Raw genomic sequence first — 17494 nt, 5'->3', positions numbered from 1 at the left:
GGGGTGACGGCGCTTACGGTTTAGCCTCCCCGCGCACCCGCTGTACGGTTCCCCGCATTTTCAAGATCACCATCAGGCTAAGCACGAAGACCTTCCAGAACGCCATGACCGCGTCACCGAACAGGAACACCGCGAGGAGGATGTTCAGCCAGATCGACTGAATGGGAAGGACGTGCGCGACGTAGAGGTAGCCCCCCACCTTGATGGTGCTCCACACGATCGGCAGGTAACCCATCGTTTTCGCGTCGATCTGAACACCCTGTCGTACCGCGCTGGCGATCGCGGATCGCGCCACCCCACGGACCAGGATGGCCGTGATGATGCTGATGATGGCCGCCCAAACCTCGACGTGCAGAATGGATTGAAAGGAATGCAACACGGTGGTCTCCCCCTTGAACGGATGGGGGCAAGCGCCCCCGGTCGTTGGACGCTCCGCAGAGCGATGACGTCAGGCCTTGCCGTTCCGGGCGTTGAAGAAGTCGATGGCCTCTTCGCGCGTCACGCCCGGGTTGGCGGCCATGTGCGCGTCGATCGCAGCGTGCAGCGCACGGATAGCCCGGTCTTGGCGGGCGTCGTGAACCCGCTTCAAGAAGTAGCCGAACGCCACGAACAGCACGAACAAGCCGAAGATGACCGCCAAAATGATTCCGATAGCTTCCAGCAGCATGGTTCTCTCCTCCAGTGTGTGGCCCCAGGCTGGGGCCTCTCCCCTGTACTTAGCGGGTCTTGCACCCCTGTCAAGCGTCTGGCCCAAAAATAAGCCCGTGCCAGGGCACAGGCTCGATGCCATGTGTTGGTTCGGATTCAGGCCTTGTTAAACGAAAGGAAAAGGTGATCCTTTTCACTTCTTTGTGAAAGATCAGGAATGAACAACTTACCTTCCTTGTCTGCACGTTGTTGCAGTGCGAATGGAAGTTTCATAAGACGATCAAACGTCTCGTTGGGATCGCGGGCGCCGATGATTTTCTGGATCGCCAGAAGCTCTTCGGCATCCATTTCAAGGTAGACCTTACGATGGGCTGACATGTGCGTCTCCGGCAGGGATGGCCGATTCATACTTATTTCGTGCAGCGCCCGGATAGCCCGGTCTTGGCGGACGTCGTGAACCCGCTTCAAGAAGTAGCCGAACGCCACGAACAGCACGAACAGGCCGACGATGACCGCCAAAATGATTCCGATAGCTTCCAGCATGGTTCTCTCCTCCAATGGGTAGCCCCAGGCTCTGGGACCTCTCCCCTGTACTTAGCGGGTCTTGCACCCCAGTCAAGCGTCCGGCCCAAAAATAAGCCCATGCCAGGGCACGGGCTACAGCCAATCAAGCGGGCACTTCGAACGGATCGTCGTCGAGCACGCTGCGGGGGCCCTGCCCCTCGTGCGCGTGTACGTCGCGGATCGCCTGCTGCTCCGCGCTGATGTGCCGCGCACCCAGGCCCTCGGCGTGGCCCAGGATCGCCTCCCGGGTTTCATCCGGCAGTTCGATCTTGCCCAACAGCCAGCGGGCGTCGAGCTGCCAGTCCTGCCGGTTGCTGCGGCGCGCGTAGTCGTTCATCGCATCCTGGACGTGCGCGCGCACCTGCTCGCGGGTCCAGCCGTTGACCGCCATGAGGTGCGCCGTGGCCTCCGCCTCACGACCGCGCACCCGCGCCAGGCCAAAGTGCGTGACCTCGTGGCAGGCCGGGCACAACGCGTCGGTCCGGACGAGGGTCTGCACGCCGTTCTCCTCGTCGTACGCCCAGCGCTCGTGGCATTCCACCGGCCACTTGGGGCCCTTGCAGGTGCAGATCTCGCACACCCAGCCGGCAGCGTCGAACGTCTGGCGCTTCAACACTTTCCACTGGTCCTCGCCCAGCTCCGACCGGAGGTTGGAGAACCACGCCGTGCGCGGCACCAGGTCGACGTACAGCGGCCACTTCGGCCCCTTTCCAGGCACCTGCGGAGGCGGGACATAGTTCGGGTCCGTCCACGCCGGGCGAGCCAGGAAGGGTGCCGGGTCCACATGGTCGGGGACGTACCACTTCTTCTCCGCCTGATTCCAGCGCGCCCCCAACGCCTTGGCTTCATCCTTCTGGGAAAACGGAACGTTGAGCAACAGCACGGCGCACCTCCTGGATCGGTTCTGACGCGGTCCAGGCTAGTGGCTAAAGCGGGCCCGTCAAGTACGGGCCCAGGTGCTGCGTTTGATGTGCCGTGGCACGGCTTACTTGTTGATCGTTGTCGCCCGCGTCAGGATAATCGGCGAGCCCAGAACCTCGTTCAGGATCGCATCAACCTCGGCCTCGGTCAGTGCTCGCTGCTCATCAGCCTGGCGGTCTAGAAGAGCGGCCAGCGCAATCGTGGCCGCGGTGTCGAAGAAGTTGGGTTCCCTGATGGGGAGGCTCTTCAACGCTTCGTCGATCTCCTCGGCTGTGAACCCTTCGAGGAGAGGGAGCGGATTGGCCTGGGCATTGGTGGACATGGGGTCTCCGGGGCATGGGTTGGGGTGCAGCGCTGCCTGCGCCGTCTCATTCCTCAACCTAGCGGGATTCCACGGTGGGTCAAGCGAGCGGGCCGCCTTTCGGACGAACGGTCGACCCGTGCCAGGGCACGCTCACAATGGGGTCCTGCCCGTGTGCGCTGCAACCCCCGGGGCCGGAGGCCCCTGGGCGCGAACCCCGGCCTTCGGCCCCATCGGCGTCAGCACCGGGTTTTGATCCCATCAGGGCCGGTTGACCGCCTGTTTTTTTCACGCCGCGCACGGAGGATGTCGACCTGCCGGAGTGCGCATGCCCCAGCTTGGTCGCCCACGTCGATGCATGCGGCCTGTACGTCGGCGCCGGCGCGCATCATCGCGCGCACGCCCAAGCCATGATCCTCGCTGAGGGCAAAGGTCAGGCCCAACGTCGGATCGGCCCCACCGTCAAGCAGCAGCCGGATCACTCGCAGATCGTTCCGCCGGGTCGTCTCAACCATGTTGTCAACAAAGAGATGATCGAGAATGGAGCGGTTCGACTCATCCCATGCGTTCGCGTCAGCCCCCTCCTCGATCAACACCCGTACGGTGTCGACCGAGCGCTGCTGCACGGCAAAAAGAAGCGGCGTGTGCCCGTCGAGCGTTTTGGCATCGACCTCCGCCCCCAGCTCGATCAGCGCATGTGCGGCTTCGGCATTTCCGGCCCAGGCCGCGTAGTGAAGCAACGTTTGCTCGTGTTCGCTCTCGTAGTCGTTCGGGCTCACCCCAAACACGTTGACGAGCATTTTGATCATCGCCTCATTGGCGTACGGCTTGTCATTCATGCAGTTCTCCACGATTGCTGTTTGTGCGTTGAACAGGGCGCCCATCGCGCCCTGTGGTTCGGATCGGCTAAGCCACCGTGTCGGCCTTCGCGTCGTGGTAGTGGCGGATCAGGTCCGAGCAATGCACACGCAGCCCCCCAAACGGTACGTTGTGCAGGATGCTGGACAGCACGATCTGCACCACCGTGGCCTTCACCATGGCGGCGTCGATGTCGTTCGCGAACACGTACATACGCGCCACCCCTTCCTTCCCGTGGGACGTAAAGGCCTGACGGAGCTTTGCCAGCAGCAGCGCACCATTGCCGCACGCGGGGTCGCAAACGATTTGCTCTTCGTTCGGGTTGAACGGGCGGGAGGCCTCCCCGGTCGTTGCGCCCTCGCCCATCTGGGCCGCGAAGCGCGCGAGCCCGTCCGCCAGACCGGCCGGCGTCAGGTGTTGCCCCATCGCCTTGGCCTGCTTCGGTGCGATCGCGGACCCGTAGACGTCCCCCAACACGTCGGTGAACGGTGCCGAGGTCTTCACCAGCTCCAAGTACATCGCACCAAGGGCCAACTGCTCCGCCCATGCCTGCGGGTGGTCGCGGTATTCCTCCAGCGCGAGCAGGTGAACTTTGTTGAACCACGCCGCGCCTGCGGTCAGGGCGTACATGGTCGGAGCCGTGACCGACAACACGTTGAACTGCAACTGGATGATGTCGTCGAGGATCGCCGTCACGCCCGAGCGGATCGGGTTGGTCTGCGCGAAGCGCTCCACGCGGTCGGTGAACGCCTTCGTCGTGGTGGTCGTGCTCGTGGTGGTTTTGCGAGCCATACGGTTCTCCTGGTGGGTTTCGGGTGAGGTGGTCAGGGGCTGGGGTTACAGGACGCCGGAGATTTCCAGCTCGGCGAACTCGATGCAGCGGGAGCTGAAGGTGGCCTTGTAGGCCCACCTGGTAGCGCTAGCGCGCAGCACCATGTCGAACGTGATGCGGCAACGGGAGCCGGCGCCGATGTGCTTCGCCACGGTCTTGAAGCGGCCGGCCATCAGCTTGCGGGGCGGAGCGCCCGAGTCGCCCAGACTGTGGAACAGGTCGTCGACCAAGCGACTGACGATCGGCAGGTTGTCCTCGGCCGCTTGATCCAGACCGACGTTCGAGATCGTCCACGACAGCGAGGTGCCCGTGCCCGTGTCCCAGCTCAGGTCCTTGCTGGCCGTGCGGGTGGCGTTGATCCGTTCGATGGGGGTGTAGCGCATGGTGGTGTCCTCGTGGGTTGGTTTCGACGGATCCAGTGTCGTGGCCTGGGTCTCCCCTGGTGAGTCGCGGACCGCTCGTCGAAAACGCGGCGGGCGACTCACGGGGGAGCGCCCCCTTAGCCGGTGCGCCCGGACAGCGCCGCCACCACCGGGTTGTGACCACGGCGCTCCGCCAGGTCGCGGGCGGTTTTGCCGCACGCCGTGCGCGCCCGCGGATTCACCCCGGCTTTGAGCAACGGACGGACGAACTTCGCCAGGCCGTGCATGGCCACCACGTGCAACGGGGTGAGGTCCTTGAACCCGATGAACGCCCCGCCCTGGTCGTCCTGGTGGTAGCGCACGCGGTGCAGGTGCTCCGCCGCCAACGGGGAGGACAAGGTTTCGCGCACCGCCACCATGTCGCCCAAAGCGATGTCGGCCAGCAGCGCCGTGCCCAGCAGATCGACGGTGTGGGCCTTGCGCACCAGGTCAAGCGCGAGCACGGCCCCGCGCTGGTTGGCGGTCTGCACCGCGAGCAGGTACGCCGCCGCGTAGTAGTCGTACGGGACCCCGTGCGGCGGCATGGGGATCGACACGGAACGGGCGGCCGACGCCTGGACGGCGCGCGTACGGCGTGCCGAGGATGCGGTGGTGCGTGGCCATGGGGTCTCCCGGTGATGGCGGTTGGAGGTCAGCGAGGTGGGACGGTGTGGTGCCCCCGACGAACCGGGGCGATTTCTCCGGAGGGACCCGGACGTGTCGCGAGGGAGAGCGCCGTGGCGCTGGGTGCTGCGCGTGGAGCTAGGGATGCGGTGCTGCGGGTGGTGCGCGATGCCGTGCTTACCAGTGGCGGCGTACCGGGCCGCGCAGCTTTTCGAACTGCTCGATGTCCTTCATCTGAAAGCGCATGTGGCCCGCCACCATGGTCGGCGTGATGCGGCGCTGCCCGATGTGCAGCAACAGGCCCGACGGGTTCTTGTAGCCCACCAGCTCCGACGCTTCGGACAAGCTGAACGTCTCGCTGTACAACTTCTTCAGGGCCAGCACCTTGGCACGGTCGTAGTAGTTGTTGCGCCCGCGCTGAATCGCCGGGATCTCGGCGCGCTGCATCAGGTCCGCCACCGCTTGCGGCGTGACGTAGCCGAACAGCTCCATCACCTCCGCCGTGCCCATGGTCGATACGTCCTCCGCCGGGGCCACGGAAGCCACCGGGGCAACGGGTGCTGCCACCTGCGCCACCGGAACGGGAACCACCAGCTGTACGACCGCCTGAGCGGCCTGCGCGGCGGTGGTGATCGACGCCGGGATCACGTTCAACGTGAAATCGGTCAGCGTGGCGAGCAACGGCATGAGGTTCGGCAGCTCCGCGGACGTGCATTGGATCTGGGTGGCCATGGTCAAGCTCCTTGGTGTGAAAAACTGGTGGTTGGTTAAGACGTTTCAGGGTTCAGCGGCTCAGCAGCGCGTGCGCCGCCGCGCCCGGTTTGCTCAGGTCGATGGGCTTCATCAGGTCGTGCCGCGGTTGTGTTGCGCCAAGGCGTGGTGGTCCGCCACGTAGGCCTTCAGCACCGCCACCGCTTCCGGCTGGTTGGACATGGCTGCGCAGTGCAGCGCCGTCACGCCGGTCTGCGGATCGGTGAAGGTCGGCGATGCCCCGAGGGCGAGCAACAGGTACATCGCTTCAATCTGGCCGCCGGCGCTGGCCCACATCAGCGGGGTGAGCGCTTCTCCGGCGTTGTTCGTCAACGCGCCGTTGACGTCTGCCCCGTCGTCGAGGTAGGAGCGGATCGCGTCGAGGTCGCCGAAAAACGCTGCGCAGCAGAGGGACGCGTTGGCGATGCTGGTGGTCATGGGGTTGCTCCGTGGGTGTGTGGTGTCGATGGGTTCAGTATCGCGAGGGGGTCCGCCCTGGGTGAGTCGTGAGCCCAAGGTCGCCCCCGGGGTCCCGCGACTCATGCCCGCCTGCCGGCCTACAAACTGCGCGACGCACCTACCGGCTGCGTGGCCATCGCCATGCTGAGCAGCAGCTCCGAGCGGCACTGGCGTACCGCGCCCACCGCATGGTCCAGAGCGTTCAGGCCGTTGTGATCCACCGCGTTGATGTTTGCCCCACGCCCCATCAGGAAGGTCAAAACATTGTGGTTGCCGTGCTTGGCGGAGATGATCAGGGGCGTGGCGCCCTCGTTATCCACCCGAGATTCGAGGTATTGCCCCTTGTCGAGGAGCTGCGCCAGCTCGGTGAGATCGACGTTGGCCTTGATAAGCTGGACGATCTGGGCATACTGCGCGCGCAAGCGTTCCCGCTCTACGTGGTAATCGTCACCGCACGGCTTGCACGGTTTCGCCCCAGCGCCGACCAGCACTTCAACGCAGGCGCCGAAGTCGGCCGCGACATTGCGGTGATCCACGCTCTTCATGGCCATGTCGAGGGCGTTGTACCCATAGACGTCGATGGCATGGACGTCGGCGCCCAACGCGATCAGTGCCGCGACCGCGTAGTGGTTACCCAGATTGGCCGCTTCGATCAGAGGGGTAGCGCCCTCGTCGTTGCGAGCGTTCACCACCCAACCGGCAGCTACCATCCAATGGAAGCATTGCTCGCGGGCCGGGTCGGCGCCCAGCAGGTCTCCGCCGCGTGCGAGTGCGTGCAGAAGGGTGTCGCCGGTGCGCCGACGGTCCGGCGTAGCCCCTTCGATCAGCAGCATGTTGATGATGGACGCGCTGCTGCTTTCAAAGATGTCGAAGATCGCCGTGGCGAGGGGGCAGTCCGTGCTTTCCGGGCCGTACCCGCCGAACTTGAGACCGTCGGGATTCGCACCAGCATCGAGCAGTTCCCTTACGAATGCAGGGTGGTCCAGTGCCACAGCCGCATTCAGAACAGCGGTGGCGGCGTCGGGGCCACCGATCGTTTCCAGCGCCGCCGCCATCAACCTTTTGTCCAGCAGGCAGTGTGCCTTTTCTTGCGCGATTTCACGCTTGAAGTAGCACTGAATCAGGGCATCAGCCTCCTTCATCAACTGGTCGATCGACGTGATCGGGCGAAGGATTGCTGCGATGTTCGTGGCGGTCATGGGGTTGCTCCGTGGTGTGTGGTGTCGATGGGTTCAGTATCGCGAGGGGGTCCGCCCTGGTTGAGTCGTGAGCCCAAGGTCGCCCCCGGGGTGTCGCGACTCACGCCCAGGGCTGGCCTGCCCGCTGGGCTACAAACGGGCGCGCACCCGTGCCGTTTCGGGCGCTGCAGCCCCTTTGGCCTCGGCGAGCGCTGCGTCTGCCACCACGGCCAGCTCCTCAACTTCCAGCGCGATGAAGCGGCGACGCACCCCGAGGTACGCCTGACGCCCGGCCTGCGTCACCCATCCGGAGGGCCGGTTGAACCACGCCATCCACCCGCCGGTGTTGTCGTCGAACTGCTCCCGGAGAATCTGGAGCGACGCCTTGCCCTGCTCACCGGTGCCGATGAAGCGGTCGATCGCCACCTCATCGCCCTTGACGATCGCGGTGAGGCACGCAGTCGTCCACGGGGGACCGCTGTCAGGCGTCACCTCTTCGTGCGGATCTGCACCGGCGGCCAGCAGCAGGTCCAACGTCTTGGCGCGCGCCGCGTTCGGACGGATGCGATCCACCACGTCCACCAGCACCTCGGGATACACCTCCGCGCCCGCGGCCAGCAGGATCGGCACGAACCGGTGAATCGTCACGTGCTTGTGGCTGGCCAGCGTGTCCCCCAACCTCGTCAGCGCAGCGGTGGCGATCGGCGTGCGCACCCATTCCCACTTGATGCGAGCCAGCAGATGCTCCACCAGGTCGACATACGGCAACTTCCAGCGGAAGAACCCCAAGACCATGGCGCGGGTCATGTCAAGCGCTTGCAGCTCGGCGGCGCCCGCCAACGTGTCCAGCAGCGTGTCGACCATCTCGACGCTGGGCTCCTTCCCCATGCGCAGCAGCGCGCGGTACGGCCGCTTGTTGATCTTCTGCTCGTTCAGAACCATCGGGTCCAGCCCCGCCTCGAACAGCGCCGTCACCAGACCGATGTCTTCGCGCAGCATGGCTTCCTCCAACGCCGTCAGGGTGAACGCCGCCGGCGTGCCGTCCACCACGTCCCGGAACGGCTTGTTCAGGTCGACCCCGCCGCGCCCGAGGAGCTGAAGCGCCGCCAGGTTCCTGGTGCGCACCGCGTGGTGGACCAACGGCACGCCGTGGTGACGGTAGGTCCCCGGCTTGGCCTTGGGGTTGGCCAGCAGGTCGGTGACGAGCTGGCAAAACGACGCGCGTTCGTCCGGGTCCGACGGGATCTCGGCGGGGAGCGTGATGAGGTCCAGATGGCAAAAGGGCATGGTGGGTCCTTGGTGATGTGAAACCGGGGAAGTGTTGCGGCCCGAGCGGGTCGGCTTGAGTCGTCGGGAGGGGGTCGCCCAGCGCGTGGCACGACTCAAGCGCTGGGCGATGCGAACCAACGATCAGTCGGCGATCAGCGGATCCCAACCGTCGATGCTCTCCATGTCGTTGATGGGCATCCGCACCACGATGCGGCCCGAGCCGTCCTGCAGGATGCGCAGCAGGAGCGACCACCAGAGGGCCTCGGCGTAGTTCGGGCTGGCGATCGGGAGGTTGCGGTCCACCTGCTGGCCGCACTGCTCGAACGTGCCGTGCGGCACCAGTACCTGCGCCACCCACGACGGGACGCGGGTGCAGGACTGCTCGATCAGGGGTTTGACGTCCACCATCGGACCGGGGCGATCGTTCGGGAACGCGGAGGACGTGGTCTGCTGGGTCATGCTGGTCACCGTGACGTTGTTTTCTTCGGAGACCAGTGTCGGTGGGCGGGTCGCCCAGGCTGAGTTACGCCCGCGTCCTGGTTTGGACGCCGCGCAACTCACATGGTGGGGAGAGGGTCAGCGGTCCCGGGGCGGAAAACCCCGGGGAACCCGGGCTGGGGGCCGGGGTGCGGATCGGTGGTCGGCACCAGGGTGCGGAGCCGCTGGACGTCAGGCCTTGCGCCGACGGGAAAGCCGCTGGTCGCCGCTCAAACGCCCCGGACGGGCGCGCTCGGCGGTGACGGTGGGCACGTTGTCCTCGTATGCCTGGTACTCCGCTTCCGGGTCGTCGCGGTCGTACACCAGCTCCTCGTCCGGACGTGCCGGTGTCTCCATCGGCAGGAACGCGTGGCCGTTGCGGTCCAGGTAGTCGCTGTGCAGCGTGCGCAGCCAGCGACGCACGGCCGCCTCAATCCCGAACGCCTGAGCCCACCGGACGATCTTGCGGTGCCGCTCGCGCAGCGCCGTGAAGACCGGGTCTTCCAGACGGCTGCGCAGGTCGCCCCGCTCGCCCTTGGCGAAGGTGGTGGCCAGGGCCAGCACGATCACATCGCCCACGCTGAGCGCGCTCCCCTCGCCCGCTGGCTCGATGCTGTCAACGCCCATCAGGTGCAAAAAGCCGTCCGCGCCCAGCTCGCTGAGCTGCTGCGCCTGGTGGCTGGTGTTCGCCTTGAGGAGCATGACCTGCTCCGCCGGTGAGAGATCGGGGTTGAGCAAGGGACGCCGGTTCAGACGCAGGTTCGCGGCGCGCGCCGGGCCGTCGAACGCTGACGGCGCCGCGTCCGGCGATGGGGTGAATCCAGGCTTGGGGAACATCGAGCGCCCGCCCGACGCATCGTCGGACGCACCCTCACCGTTCGGTTCGCCCGAGCGGTTCAGCAACAGCTTGAGGTTCTGACGCGTCGCCTCGATGCGCGCCTTGCCTTCCAACGCTGGTGATGGCGTGGCCCTGGGTTCTGCCTTTGCTCCGCTAGGCACCGGCGCGTCCGAACGGACGAACGCCACGCCGGTGTCCAGGTGGTCCGCGACCGCATGGCCGTCCTCGCCACTGCCGTCGTGGTAGCGCAGGACGGGGACCCAGAGCGCCGCGGTCGAGGTGTCGCAGCCCATCATCGCCCAGAGCGGTATGGGCGTCACGGTGTCGTCCGCGCACGGGCCGACCGACCAGTACAGCTCCGCGAACCCCACGTCGATCGCCTTAAAGGGATTGCCGTCGTGGTCGGTGCCCAGCACCGTCTCGTGGCCCGGGAAGAGCCCAAAGGTGCCGCGGATCTTGTCCTCGGACGGGACGTTCGCCCCGTTCTCCCACCGGGTCCAGGCGTTGCCCGTGGCGCCGCCATCCTTCTCACGCTGCCCCTCGTTGAGCTTGTCCATCCGCCGACCCGAGATCTCCCAGACCGTGCCCTTGCCGTCCTCGACGTCGGGTCCGTCGCCGACGATGTGCTTCAACGACAGCAGCAGATGCGCGCGGAAGTGCGGCTCTCGCAGCCGGGGCGGCAGGTCCTCCGACCGGTTGAGCACCCGCTCCACCGTCGAGCGCATTGTGCGCGACCACGCCTTGCCCCGCACGGGCTTCCAGTCGTACGCGTGATTCTCCGTTCGCTTCGTTTTGGTCGCTGCGTTCGCCTTGCCTGCTGCCTTGCCTGTCGCCATCTCGCCCCCGGTCTGCTGGTCGTGTTGTTCCAGGGATTGTAGCGCGACGGGCGGACGCCCTTGCGGGACGCGGGGCACCGGGCGGTGAGTCGCGAAGCGGTCCAGGCCCCGTGCGGGGAGCGACTCAGCTCAGGAGGTGTGGGAGAAAAAAGTAGAGGTCCACCCACTTCGGAGCGGACCTCGTGAAGACCTCCAACAACGTCGGTCGTGATCTCGACCAGTTTTACACCAACCCCCAACTCGCTCAACGCCTTTTCGACGAGCTGATCGCCGAGCACCTCGGGGACCGCTGGTCCGGCGAGGTGCGCTGGCTCGAGCCGTCGTGCGGCACCGGCGCGTTCCTGTCGCTGCTCCCGCCGGACGCCCTCGGGGTCGACCTCGACCCGAAGTGCCCGGGGGCCGTCCAGGCGGATTTCCTGAGCTGGACGCCCCCGGCCGGTGACGATCGCCCGCTGGTGGTGGTCGGCAACCCGCCGTTCAAGCACGACGTCGCGTTCTTCAACCGCTGCGCCGAGCTGCGCGCCGAACGCATCGCGTTCATCGTCCCGCGCTCGTGGCAAAAGCCGTCGGTCCAGAACCAGCTCGACCGCGCGTTCCACCTCGCCCACGAGGAGGTGCTGCCGCTCGACGCGTTCGTCTTCGAGGGCCAGCCCGCCGAGGTGCCCACGGTCTTCCAGGTGTGGGAACGCTGCGAGGAGCAACGCCCGCTGACCGTGCTGCCGACCAAGCACTCGGATTTCGCGTTCGTGCCCTACGCCCAGCGTCACACCGCCGACTTCGCGATTCAGCGCGTCGGCGTTCACGCCGGTCGCGTGAAGGACCTCGACGCCGAGCACCTCGGTCAGGGGTCCCACCGCTTCGTGCGCGTGACCGACCGGACCCGGGTCGCCGAGGTCCGCGCCGACTTCGAGGCCATCGACTGGGCCCCGATCAAGGCCTGCGTCGCGGGGAACCCGAGCATCGCCAACGGTGAAATGGTGCAGGCCTACGAGCGGGCCGGGGTCGATCGCTGGTTCGCCACCACCGACTGGTTCGCGGACGTCGCCGAGGTGGTGGTCCAGCCGGCCGCCGAGGAACCGGCTGAGTCGGTGGCAGAGCCGGCCGTCGCCCCCATGACCATCCCGGCCGTATACGAGCGCATCGCCGACCTGGTCCGCCTGTCGGGCATGGACGCCCAGGGACGCATGGTCGGCGGTGTCGTCTACACCCCGTTCGAACTGGCCCGCACGATGGTCGACCTTGCGCGTCTGCAGCCCCACGAGACCGTGCTGGAACCGTCGTGCGGTCGCGGCTCGCTGGTCTTCGCCATGGTCGACCACTGGCTGGCCCGTGGCCTCACCCACGAGCAGGTCGCGCGGTACTGCGAGGAAAAACTGTTCGTCAGCGATCTCGACGGTCAGGCGGTGCAGGACCTCACGGACCTGTACCGCGCGTACTTCGCCAGCCATGGGGTGACGTCGGATCTGAACGCCCGCGTCGGCGATGCCCTGTTCGCCGGCTGGTCGGACCGCACGTTCGACGCGACGATCGCCAACCCGCCCTACGTGGGGCTGGGCAAGCTGCCGGCGAACTACGCCGCCCGTGTGCGCGCGTCGTTCAGCACGTGCGCCAAGGGGACGGCCGACCTGTACCAGGCCTTCTTTGAGCTGGCGCAACGCCAGTCCACCCGCTCGGTGATCATCGCCCCGAACGCGTGGATGCGGACCACGGCCGGGACCGCGCTGCGGGTCCTGCTGCGCCCGCGCGTGCGCTCGGTGATCGATTTCGAGCACCGCCGCGTCTTCCTCGGTCCGCAGGGGGCCAGCGTCCTCACCGCCATTGTGGTGACCGGCCCGGCCACCCAGGCGCCCGTGCTGTTCCGCACGGACATGCCGCACGAGAGCAACGCCCCGTGGACGGTGGCGTTCCGCCAGAGCGAGGAGGCCATGGGCCCGGCGGCATGGGCGCTCGATCCGGCGATGCCGGGCGATGCGGTGGACCCGGACGCCACCACGCTGGGCGTCCTCGCCGAGGTGCTGGTGGGGGTCAACACCAACGCCAACGAGGCGTACGCGGTCGAGAACTGGACGGTCGACGGGGACGTGGTGCACGCGTCGAACGTCCACGGTCGCCCGGTGCGCCTGCCGCTGGCCGCCGCCCCGCTGTTCCTGAAGCTCACCAAGGTGAAGACGCTCGCCGACGCGCAGCGGGCCGACCGCCTGCTCTGCCCGTACGACGCGTCGCTTAACGTGATCCCGGAGCCGGGGATGGAGCCCGAGGTACTGGACTGGTTCCGTGACCACTATGCGCGTCTGCACGCCCGCGACGGTGGAGACCTGCGCGGTTACGGGGCGTGGTATGCCTTCGGTCGTAAGCAAGGGCTCTACACGTTCGCCCCGAGTGAGCGCCTGCTGCTGGTGCCGTGCATGGCCAAGGGCCCGATGGCCCCCCTGGACGTGACGCCGGAGGATCTGGGCGGACGATTCCTCTGGGCGTCGGGCTACGTCGTGCGTGCGAAGAACCCGGCGGACCACCAGCGCGTGAAGGCCTTGCTCGAATCCCCGGACACGTGGCGCTTCCTGCGCCGCCGTGGCAAGCAGTGGACCGGGGGCTTCCGCTCGTTCACGCCCAACCAGCTCCGCCTGGTGCCGGAGGTCGTGACGCCGCGCGTGGTGGCGGCGCCGGTGGCCACCGCCCAGCAGCCGGCGACGGTGTAGGTCGAACCGGAGGGTGGAACGCGAAGGGGTGCCGTGGCACCCCTTTTCCCGTACGGACGGTCCGTGCCCCGTGAAGGCCTCGGAGCCGGAGGCTCCTGCGCACGAACCCGGCCTGCGGCCTCCACGGCGTCAGCGCCGGTTTTCCCGCCCGGCCTATGGCCCTGGGGTACGCTGGAGAGCAACACTTTTCCGCTGGTGCCCGCGCGAGGCGTCGTGGTTCAATCGGTGCCTGCCTGGCCTCGACGCCCGGCCACACGACCAACGCGAGGACCCAAGCCGTGAGCACCATCCCCACCACCCCACGCCCGCTCATCTGGCAACTCATCCACGACGCGGTGCAGCCGCTCGGTCGCGAGACCAGCAACGCGGAGATCAAGCAGATCCTGGCGCAGGACTACCCCGACCTGAACGAGGGGACGGTGAACTGCCAGATCGCGATCTGCACGGTGAACCGGGTTGGCCGGATCGGCTACCCCGAGAACAAGAAGCCGCGCCTGGCCAACGGCCGGTACGACTTCCTGTTCGCCACCGGCCGCGGCAAGGTCGTGTGGTACGACCCGGACAAGCACGGCCTGTGGGCGATCGAGGAGACCCCGGACGGTTTGAAGGTGCGCCGCGTGGACGACGATGCCGAAGGCGTGCCCACCCCGCTGGACGGCGAAGCGTCCGAGCCGGTGGACGATGGGTTCGGGGGTGGTGCGTTCGCCCTGGAAAGCCACCTGCGCGACTACCTGGCGCGCAACCCGCCGAGCACCACCGCGCACGGCCCGCTGACCCTGTTCGTCGACGCCGACGGGCGGGACGGCGTCGAGTACCAGACCGATTGCGGCCCCGCGGACCTGCTGTTCCTCGACCGCGACGGCAACTTCGTGGTGTTCGAGCTGAAACTGGGCCGGGGCCCGGACGCCGCGCTCGGTCAGGTGCAGCGCTACATGGGCTGGATCGAGCACCACGTGGCCAAGGGCAAGACCGTGTCCGGGGTGATCGTGGCGAACTCGATCAGCGACAAGCTCAAATACGCCGGGAAGGTCGCCCCGCGCGTGCAGCTCATGGAATACAAGTTGGCCGTCAGCCTGGCACCCGTCGCGTTGCAGGCGGCGTCCGTCGGGACAGCAACATGATCGTTTCCCTGTCCCACGCGGTTGACGCGATCACCGCTTTGTTCGAATCCGTGACGGACGTCAAGGTCGCGTCGGTTGCCGCCGTGATCGCGATCTTCGCGATCACGTGGCCGTTGCGTTACCAGAGGAATGCAGCACTGCTCGACCAGGCTGTTCTTGCGCTCAAACGTGCCTACGATGCGTTGACGGACGAAGGGGCGCACGTAGCCCCTGTCCCGGTCGAGCGCCTGAACTGGTTGACCGCCGCGCGGAACCTAGAAACCTACAAGGCATTGAAAAAGAAAATCCGGGTTCGGGTGCACCGCCGTATTGTCGAAGACCACGAGGAGCACTGGAGGCACCGGTTTTATCTGGCGCTCCGAGGGCCGGCCTACCATCAACCCTCGTTTTATCAAAGGGTAGGACTTCCCGCGCCGAGTGAACAACATCGCGATGGGATTGAAATCCAATCCGCCATCATCGTGCATGCGTTCGCGAAGTGGCCGAAAGGGCGACGAGATCCGCTCGATTTCGCCGATTTCGACGAGATTTTCAGCAGCACCGATCCGCGCCCCGGCAACGTAGGGCTGAAGTTCTACATGGATGCGTACGAGCGTTTCAGCGATCTGCCCGAGCCCTACCCTGATCTCACGTGGTGGCGTCGTGCCCTTCGCGCCATTCGCCTGCGCAAGCGCCTATGAAAACCATCGACACCCACACATGGGCGAGTAACTTCGCCGACGTTCGAACGGGCTACCATCCCCTACGGACCCGAGCATTTCTAAAGGATGTAGTTCGCCCATCACTCGCCGCGCTGGACGCTGACATCACTCGATGGGCCACGAGGCGCGAGGGCGCGTGGATGTTTGCCAAAGCTGAATCCGAAGCACTTCTCCGCGTGACGATCCAGGCCTTCTGCCTTTCGATCCAGTCCTTGTGGGAGCGCCAGCTTCGAAACTGGTTGAGTGAATGCGTTGGCCCGGGCCCGTCGAGTGGCCAGCAGCGTCGGACGGCCCAACACGGGCCGATGGACAAGCTTAGTAGCCTGCTGTCCGAGATGCGAGGCATCCCGCTAAGGGCGTTCTCCACCTGGGACGACCTGATGCTGCTGCACCTGGTCGGGAACGCGTGCCGCCACGGGGACGGCAAGTCGGCAAACGATCTGTTCCGCGCGAATCCGGAGCTGTGGCCCAACTGGTCGTCGGCGCCGCTGACGATGCCGGCTGGAGATCCGCCGATGGGCCCTCCGTCGCCGCCGTTGTTCGAGCAGGCTGTGCTGCCCCGCGAGCTGCTCGACCGGTTTGCCGAAGCGATCGTGGGGTTTTGGGAAGATGTCGCCTACATACGGCTCAACAGCATCGAGCCGTCCAAGCAAGACGACCTACTGTGGGCCGAAATGAACCACCTACGTGGTCGACGTCAAGCTCGCATCGCACGCTCCCGATGAACGTCAGCGCTCCCACATTGGTTTGACCGCAGTGTTAGTGATCAATCCGTGCAACGCCACCGTCGCTTCGTGAATCTTGGCGGTGACCTCCTTGATCTCGGCGACCCGCACGATCTCGACCGTCGTCTTGAAGGTGCCCCGAGCGGACATGTATGCAATATGGACCAGTCCGTCGTCGTCCAGCGAAAGCGCGTTGTGTGCGTATTTGTTGCGACCTGCCTGGGCCGCACGAACCTTCTTGATGACGCTTTCGTAGTCCCTCAGGTGAGGTACCTGATCGACAAGCTGTCCGCACAAGGAGCTTACGATGTCGACCCGCTGCTGGAAGCTGCTCTGTGCCACCATCGTCAATGCGCGAGGGTCGGTCGGTGAGTCGTAGCCGGCAAGTTTTGAGATTGCGACTGCGGTCGTCGATTCCAACGAACCCCACAAACTGACCATGCGACCCAACTCGAGCAGGTACTCGTCCGGGACGGGCCAGTTGGGGTTGAACTCGCCGCGCTTGGCCGTCTTCTTTGTGGTCATGGTTGCCCTGACTGGATCTTCGCTTCGATGGTTTTCAGGAAACGGACGAGGCCACCTATGTGGCTGACGATCAGCACGGCCTCGTCATGGTTCAGCATAGGGTTGTCGTGCGCCAAGCTCTGGTCGTTGCGCACCGTGTTCATCGCTTCAAGGTTCGAGATGCTGGTCTTGAGAATACGTTCGGTCATCTCGCTTTCTAGGTGTCCGGCCACCCGAAGGTGCTTGATGTACTCCCCCATCAGGCTATGCAGTGGCTTTTCGCGAGAAACGGTGATGCCGTGCTTCTCGCAGAGCGTGCGCAGGAACTTCATCAGAAAAACGTGCACGCGGTCCAGGGCAGTCGCTGGTTCGTTGGCCTCGATCGCAGCGCGGATGTGTTTGGCCGCAGCGGTGAAATCCAGTGCGTTGACGCTAGCCGTGAAAGCGTCGATCTCGGGGACCGGACTGCTCAGTTTCAGTCGTGCAATGATCGTTTCGACGGCGGCCCGCTGTTGAGCATCGTCCGGCAAACAGCGGAACTCCTCACCCCATTCGACCAACGCGACGAGCGCATGAGCCACGGTGTGATCGGATTCAAGTTCCCAGAAGGCGCGCATCCGGTTGGCTTTAGACGTCCCCTTAAACCGAAATTTTTCGCCGTCAATGTTGAGACCAACCTGCTCCTGGAAAAACTCACCCATGGTGCGATCAGAAAAGTTGAGCACGTAACCGCCTCCCATGTTGAGAAACGGTTCAAGGCAGCGACGATCGCGTGAGGTCAGGCTCGACAT

The 17494-nt window shown here is 65.8% G+C and carries 21 protein-coding genes; 4 read left to right on the top strand and 17 right to left on the bottom strand.

From position 1 onward, the window contains the following. Nucleotides 1-13: 13 nt before the first annotated feature. The 15 genes from B0G83_RS08725 to B0G83_RS08655 all read right to left on the bottom strand — a co-directional run bounded on the left by B0G83_RS08725 (nt 14) and on the right by B0G83_RS08655 (nt 10956). A complete protein-coding gene (locus tag B0G83_RS08725; RefSeq protein WP_146120184.1) occupies nt 14-379 on the bottom strand; it encodes a hypothetical protein in 366 nt (121 codons plus the stop codon). A gap of 69 nt (nt 380-448) precedes the next feature. After that, nucleotides 449-667: a hypothetical protein gene (locus tag B0G83_RS38070; protein ID WP_146120183.1), complete on the bottom strand. Its 219-nt coding sequence runs from the start codon at nt 665-667 to the stop codon at nt 449-451. Nucleotides 668-804: 137 nt separating this feature from the next. Continuing rightward, entirely contained in the window at nt 805-1191 is a 387-nt protein-coding gene (locus B0G83_RS08715) for a hypothetical protein (protein WP_105507024.1), read from the bottom strand. Between the two features lie 124 nt (nt 1192-1315). Next, entirely contained in the window at nt 1316-2095 is a 780-nt protein-coding gene (locus B0G83_RS08710; RefSeq protein WP_105507023.1) for a DUF5710 domain-containing protein, read from the bottom strand. Nucleotides 2096-2197: 102 nt separating this feature from the next. Further along, a complete protein-coding gene (locus B0G83_RS08705) occupies nt 2198-2455 on the bottom strand; it encodes a hypothetical protein (protein ID WP_105507022.1) in 258 nt (85 codons plus the stop codon). A 218-nt stretch (nt 2456-2673) separates the two neighbouring features. Then, a complete protein-coding gene (locus tag B0G83_RS08700) occupies nt 2674-3273 on the bottom strand; it encodes an ankyrin repeat domain-containing protein (protein WP_181156772.1) in 600 nt (199 codons plus the stop codon). A gap of 67 nt (nt 3274-3340) precedes the next feature. Further along, nucleotides 3341-4084, bottom strand: coding sequence for an SAM-dependent methyltransferase (locus B0G83_RS08695; protein WP_258167793.1), 744 nt, complete (start codon nt 4082-4084; stop codon nt 3341-3343). Nucleotides 4085-4129: 45 nt separating this feature from the next. Beyond that, nucleotides 4130-4507: a hypothetical protein gene (locus B0G83_RS08690; protein WP_105507020.1), complete on the bottom strand. Its 378-nt coding sequence runs from the start codon at nt 4505-4507 to the stop codon at nt 4130-4132. 116 nt (nt 4508-4623) lie between these two features. After that, the gene (locus tag B0G83_RS08685) at nt 4624-5082 is read right to left on the bottom strand and encodes a hypothetical protein (protein WP_146120182.1); all 459 of its coding nucleotides are present in this window, start codon (nt 5080-5082) and stop codon (nt 4624-4626) included. Between the two features lie 244 nt (nt 5083-5326). Then, nucleotides 5327-5881, bottom strand: coding sequence for a hypothetical protein (locus B0G83_RS08680; RefSeq protein WP_105507018.1), 555 nt, complete (start codon nt 5879-5881; stop codon nt 5327-5329). A gap of 111 nt (nt 5882-5992) precedes the next feature. After that, the gene (locus tag B0G83_RS08675; RefSeq protein WP_181156769.1) at nt 5993-6337 is read right to left on the bottom strand and encodes an ankyrin repeat domain-containing protein; all 345 of its coding nucleotides are present in this window, start codon (nt 6335-6337) and stop codon (nt 5993-5995) included. 119 nt (nt 6338-6456) lie between these two features. Continuing rightward, nucleotides 6457-7557 (bottom strand): ankyrin repeat domain-containing protein, encoded by a 1101-nt coding sequence (locus B0G83_RS08670; RefSeq protein WP_105507016.1) that lies wholly within the window; start codon nt 7555-7557, stop codon nt 6457-6459. Nucleotides 7558-7686: 129 nt separating this feature from the next. After that, nucleotides 7687-8823: a hypothetical protein gene (locus tag B0G83_RS08665; protein ID WP_105507015.1), complete on the bottom strand. Its 1137-nt coding sequence runs from the start codon at nt 8821-8823 to the stop codon at nt 7687-7689. A gap of 123 nt (nt 8824-8946) precedes the next feature. Continuing rightward, complete coding sequence (locus B0G83_RS08660; RefSeq protein WP_146120181.1) at nt 8947-9264, bottom strand: hypothetical protein; 318 nt, start codon at nt 9262-9264, stop codon at nt 8947-8949. Nucleotides 9265-9474: 210 nt separating this feature from the next. Beyond that, on the bottom strand, nt 9475-10956 hold the full coding sequence (locus B0G83_RS08655) for a hypothetical protein (protein ID WP_105507013.1): 1482 nt from the start codon (nt 10954-10956) through the stop codon (nt 9475-9477). A 182-nt stretch (nt 10957-11138) separates the two neighbouring features. On the opposite strand from B0G83_RS08655, the gene B0G83_RS08650 reads away from it, so the two are divergent. The 4 genes from B0G83_RS08650 (at nt 11139) to B0G83_RS08635 (ending at nt 16199) form a co-directional block, all read left to right on the top strand. Beyond that, complete coding sequence (locus tag B0G83_RS08650) at nt 11139-13652, top strand: Eco57I restriction-modification methylase domain-containing protein (RefSeq protein ID WP_105507012.1); 2514 nt, start codon at nt 11139-11141, stop codon at nt 13650-13652. 278 nt (nt 13653-13930) lie between these two features. Beyond that, a complete protein-coding gene (locus tag B0G83_RS08645) occupies nt 13931-14773 on the top strand; it encodes an endonuclease NucS domain-containing protein (protein ID WP_105507011.1) in 843 nt (280 codons plus the stop codon). Continuing rightward, nucleotides 14770-15453 carry a hypothetical protein gene (locus B0G83_RS08640; RefSeq protein WP_105507010.1) on the top strand — a complete coding sequence of 228 codons (684 nt, stop codon included), beginning with the start codon at nt 14770-14772 and terminating at the stop codon, nt 15451-15453. Before B0G83_RS08645 ends, B0G83_RS08640 begins: the two co-directional genes overlap by 4 nt. Further along, nucleotides 15450-16199 (top strand): hypothetical protein, encoded by a 750-nt coding sequence (locus tag B0G83_RS08635; RefSeq protein WP_105507009.1) that lies wholly within the window; start codon nt 15450-15452, stop codon nt 16197-16199. Before B0G83_RS08640 ends, B0G83_RS08635 begins: the two co-directional genes overlap by 4 nt. Before the next feature lie 3 nt (nt 16200-16202). Here B0G83_RS08635 and B0G83_RS08630 read toward each other — a convergent pair whose 3' ends face one another. Both B0G83_RS08630 and B0G83_RS08625 read right to left on the bottom strand, forming a co-directional pair. Continuing rightward, entirely contained in the window at nt 16203-16724 is a 522-nt protein-coding gene (locus B0G83_RS08630; RefSeq protein WP_105507008.1) for a hypothetical protein, read from the bottom strand. Continuing rightward, nucleotides 16721-17494, bottom strand: coding sequence for an abortive infection family protein (locus tag B0G83_RS08625; protein WP_105507007.1), 774 nt, complete (start codon nt 17492-17494; stop codon nt 16721-16723). Before B0G83_RS08625 ends, B0G83_RS08630 begins: the two co-directional genes overlap by 4 nt.

It is taken from the genome of Paraburkholderia sp. BL21I4N1 (assembly GCF_002973525.1).
GTDB lineage: Bacteria > Pseudomonadota > Gammaproteobacteria > Burkholderiales > Burkholderiaceae > Paraburkholderia.
This window is presented reverse-complemented; position numbering and strand designations above follow the sequence as displayed.

Excerpts from the sequence above, each read along its gene's own strand:
- B0G83_RS38070 (WP_146120183.1), bottom strand. The coding sequence starts at position 667 with ATGCTGCTGGAAGCTATCGGAATCATTTTGGCGGTCATCTTCGGCTTG.
- B0G83_RS08715 (WP_105507024.1), bottom strand. The coding sequence starts at position 1,191 with ATGCTGGAAGCTATCGGAATCATTTTGGCGGTCATCGTCGGCCTGTTC.
- B0G83_RS08705 (WP_105507022.1), bottom strand. The coding sequence starts at position 2,455 with ATGTCCACCAATGCCCAGGCCAATCCGCTCCCTCTCCTCGAAGGGTTC.
- B0G83_RS08700 (WP_181156772.1), bottom strand. The coding sequence starts at position 3,273 with ATGAATGACAAGCCGTACGCCAATGAGGCGATGATCAAAATGCTCGTC.
- B0G83_RS08695 (WP_258167793.1), bottom strand. The coding sequence starts at position 4,084 with ATGGCTCGCAAAACCACCACGAGCACGACCACCACGACGAAGGCGTTC.
- B0G83_RS08690 (WP_105507020.1), bottom strand. The coding sequence starts at position 4,507 with ATGCGCTACACCCCCATCGAACGGATCAACGCCACCCGCACGGCCAGC.
- B0G83_RS08680 (WP_105507018.1), bottom strand. The coding sequence starts at position 5,881 with ATGGCCACCCAGATCCAATGCACGTCCGCGGAGCTGCCGAACCTCATG.
- B0G83_RS08675 (WP_181156769.1), bottom strand. The coding sequence starts at position 6,337 with ATGACCACCAGCATCGCCAACGCGTCCCTCTGCTGCGCAGCGTTTTTC.
- B0G83_RS08670 (WP_105507016.1), bottom strand. The coding sequence starts at position 7,557 with ATGACCGCCACGAACATCGCAGCAATCCTTCGCCCGATCACGTCGATC.
- B0G83_RS08665 (WP_105507015.1), bottom strand. The coding sequence starts at position 8,823 with ATGCCCTTTTGCCATCTGGACCTCATCACGCTCCCCGCCGAGATCCCG.
- B0G83_RS08660 (WP_146120181.1), bottom strand. The coding sequence starts at position 9,264 with ATGACCCAGCAGACCACGTCCTCCGCGTTCCCGAACGATCGCCCCGGT.
- B0G83_RS08655 (WP_105507013.1), bottom strand. The coding sequence starts at position 10,956 with ATGGCGACAGGCAAGGCAGCAGGCAAGGCGAACGCAGCGACCAAAACG.
- B0G83_RS08640 (WP_105507010.1), top strand. The coding sequence starts at position 14,770 with ATGATCGTTTCCCTGTCCCACGCGGTTGACGCGATCACCGCTTTGTTC.
- B0G83_RS08635 (WP_105507009.1), top strand. The coding sequence starts at position 15,450 with ATGAAAACCATCGACACCCACACATGGGCGAGTAACTTCGCCGACGTT.
- B0G83_RS08630 (WP_105507008.1), bottom strand. The coding sequence starts at position 16,724 with ATGACCACAAAGAAGACGGCCAAGCGCGGCGAGTTCAACCCCAACTGG.
- B0G83_RS08625 (WP_105507007.1), bottom strand. The coding sequence starts at position 17,494 with ATGTCGAGCCTGACCTCACGCGATCGTCGCTGCCTTGAACCGTTTCTC.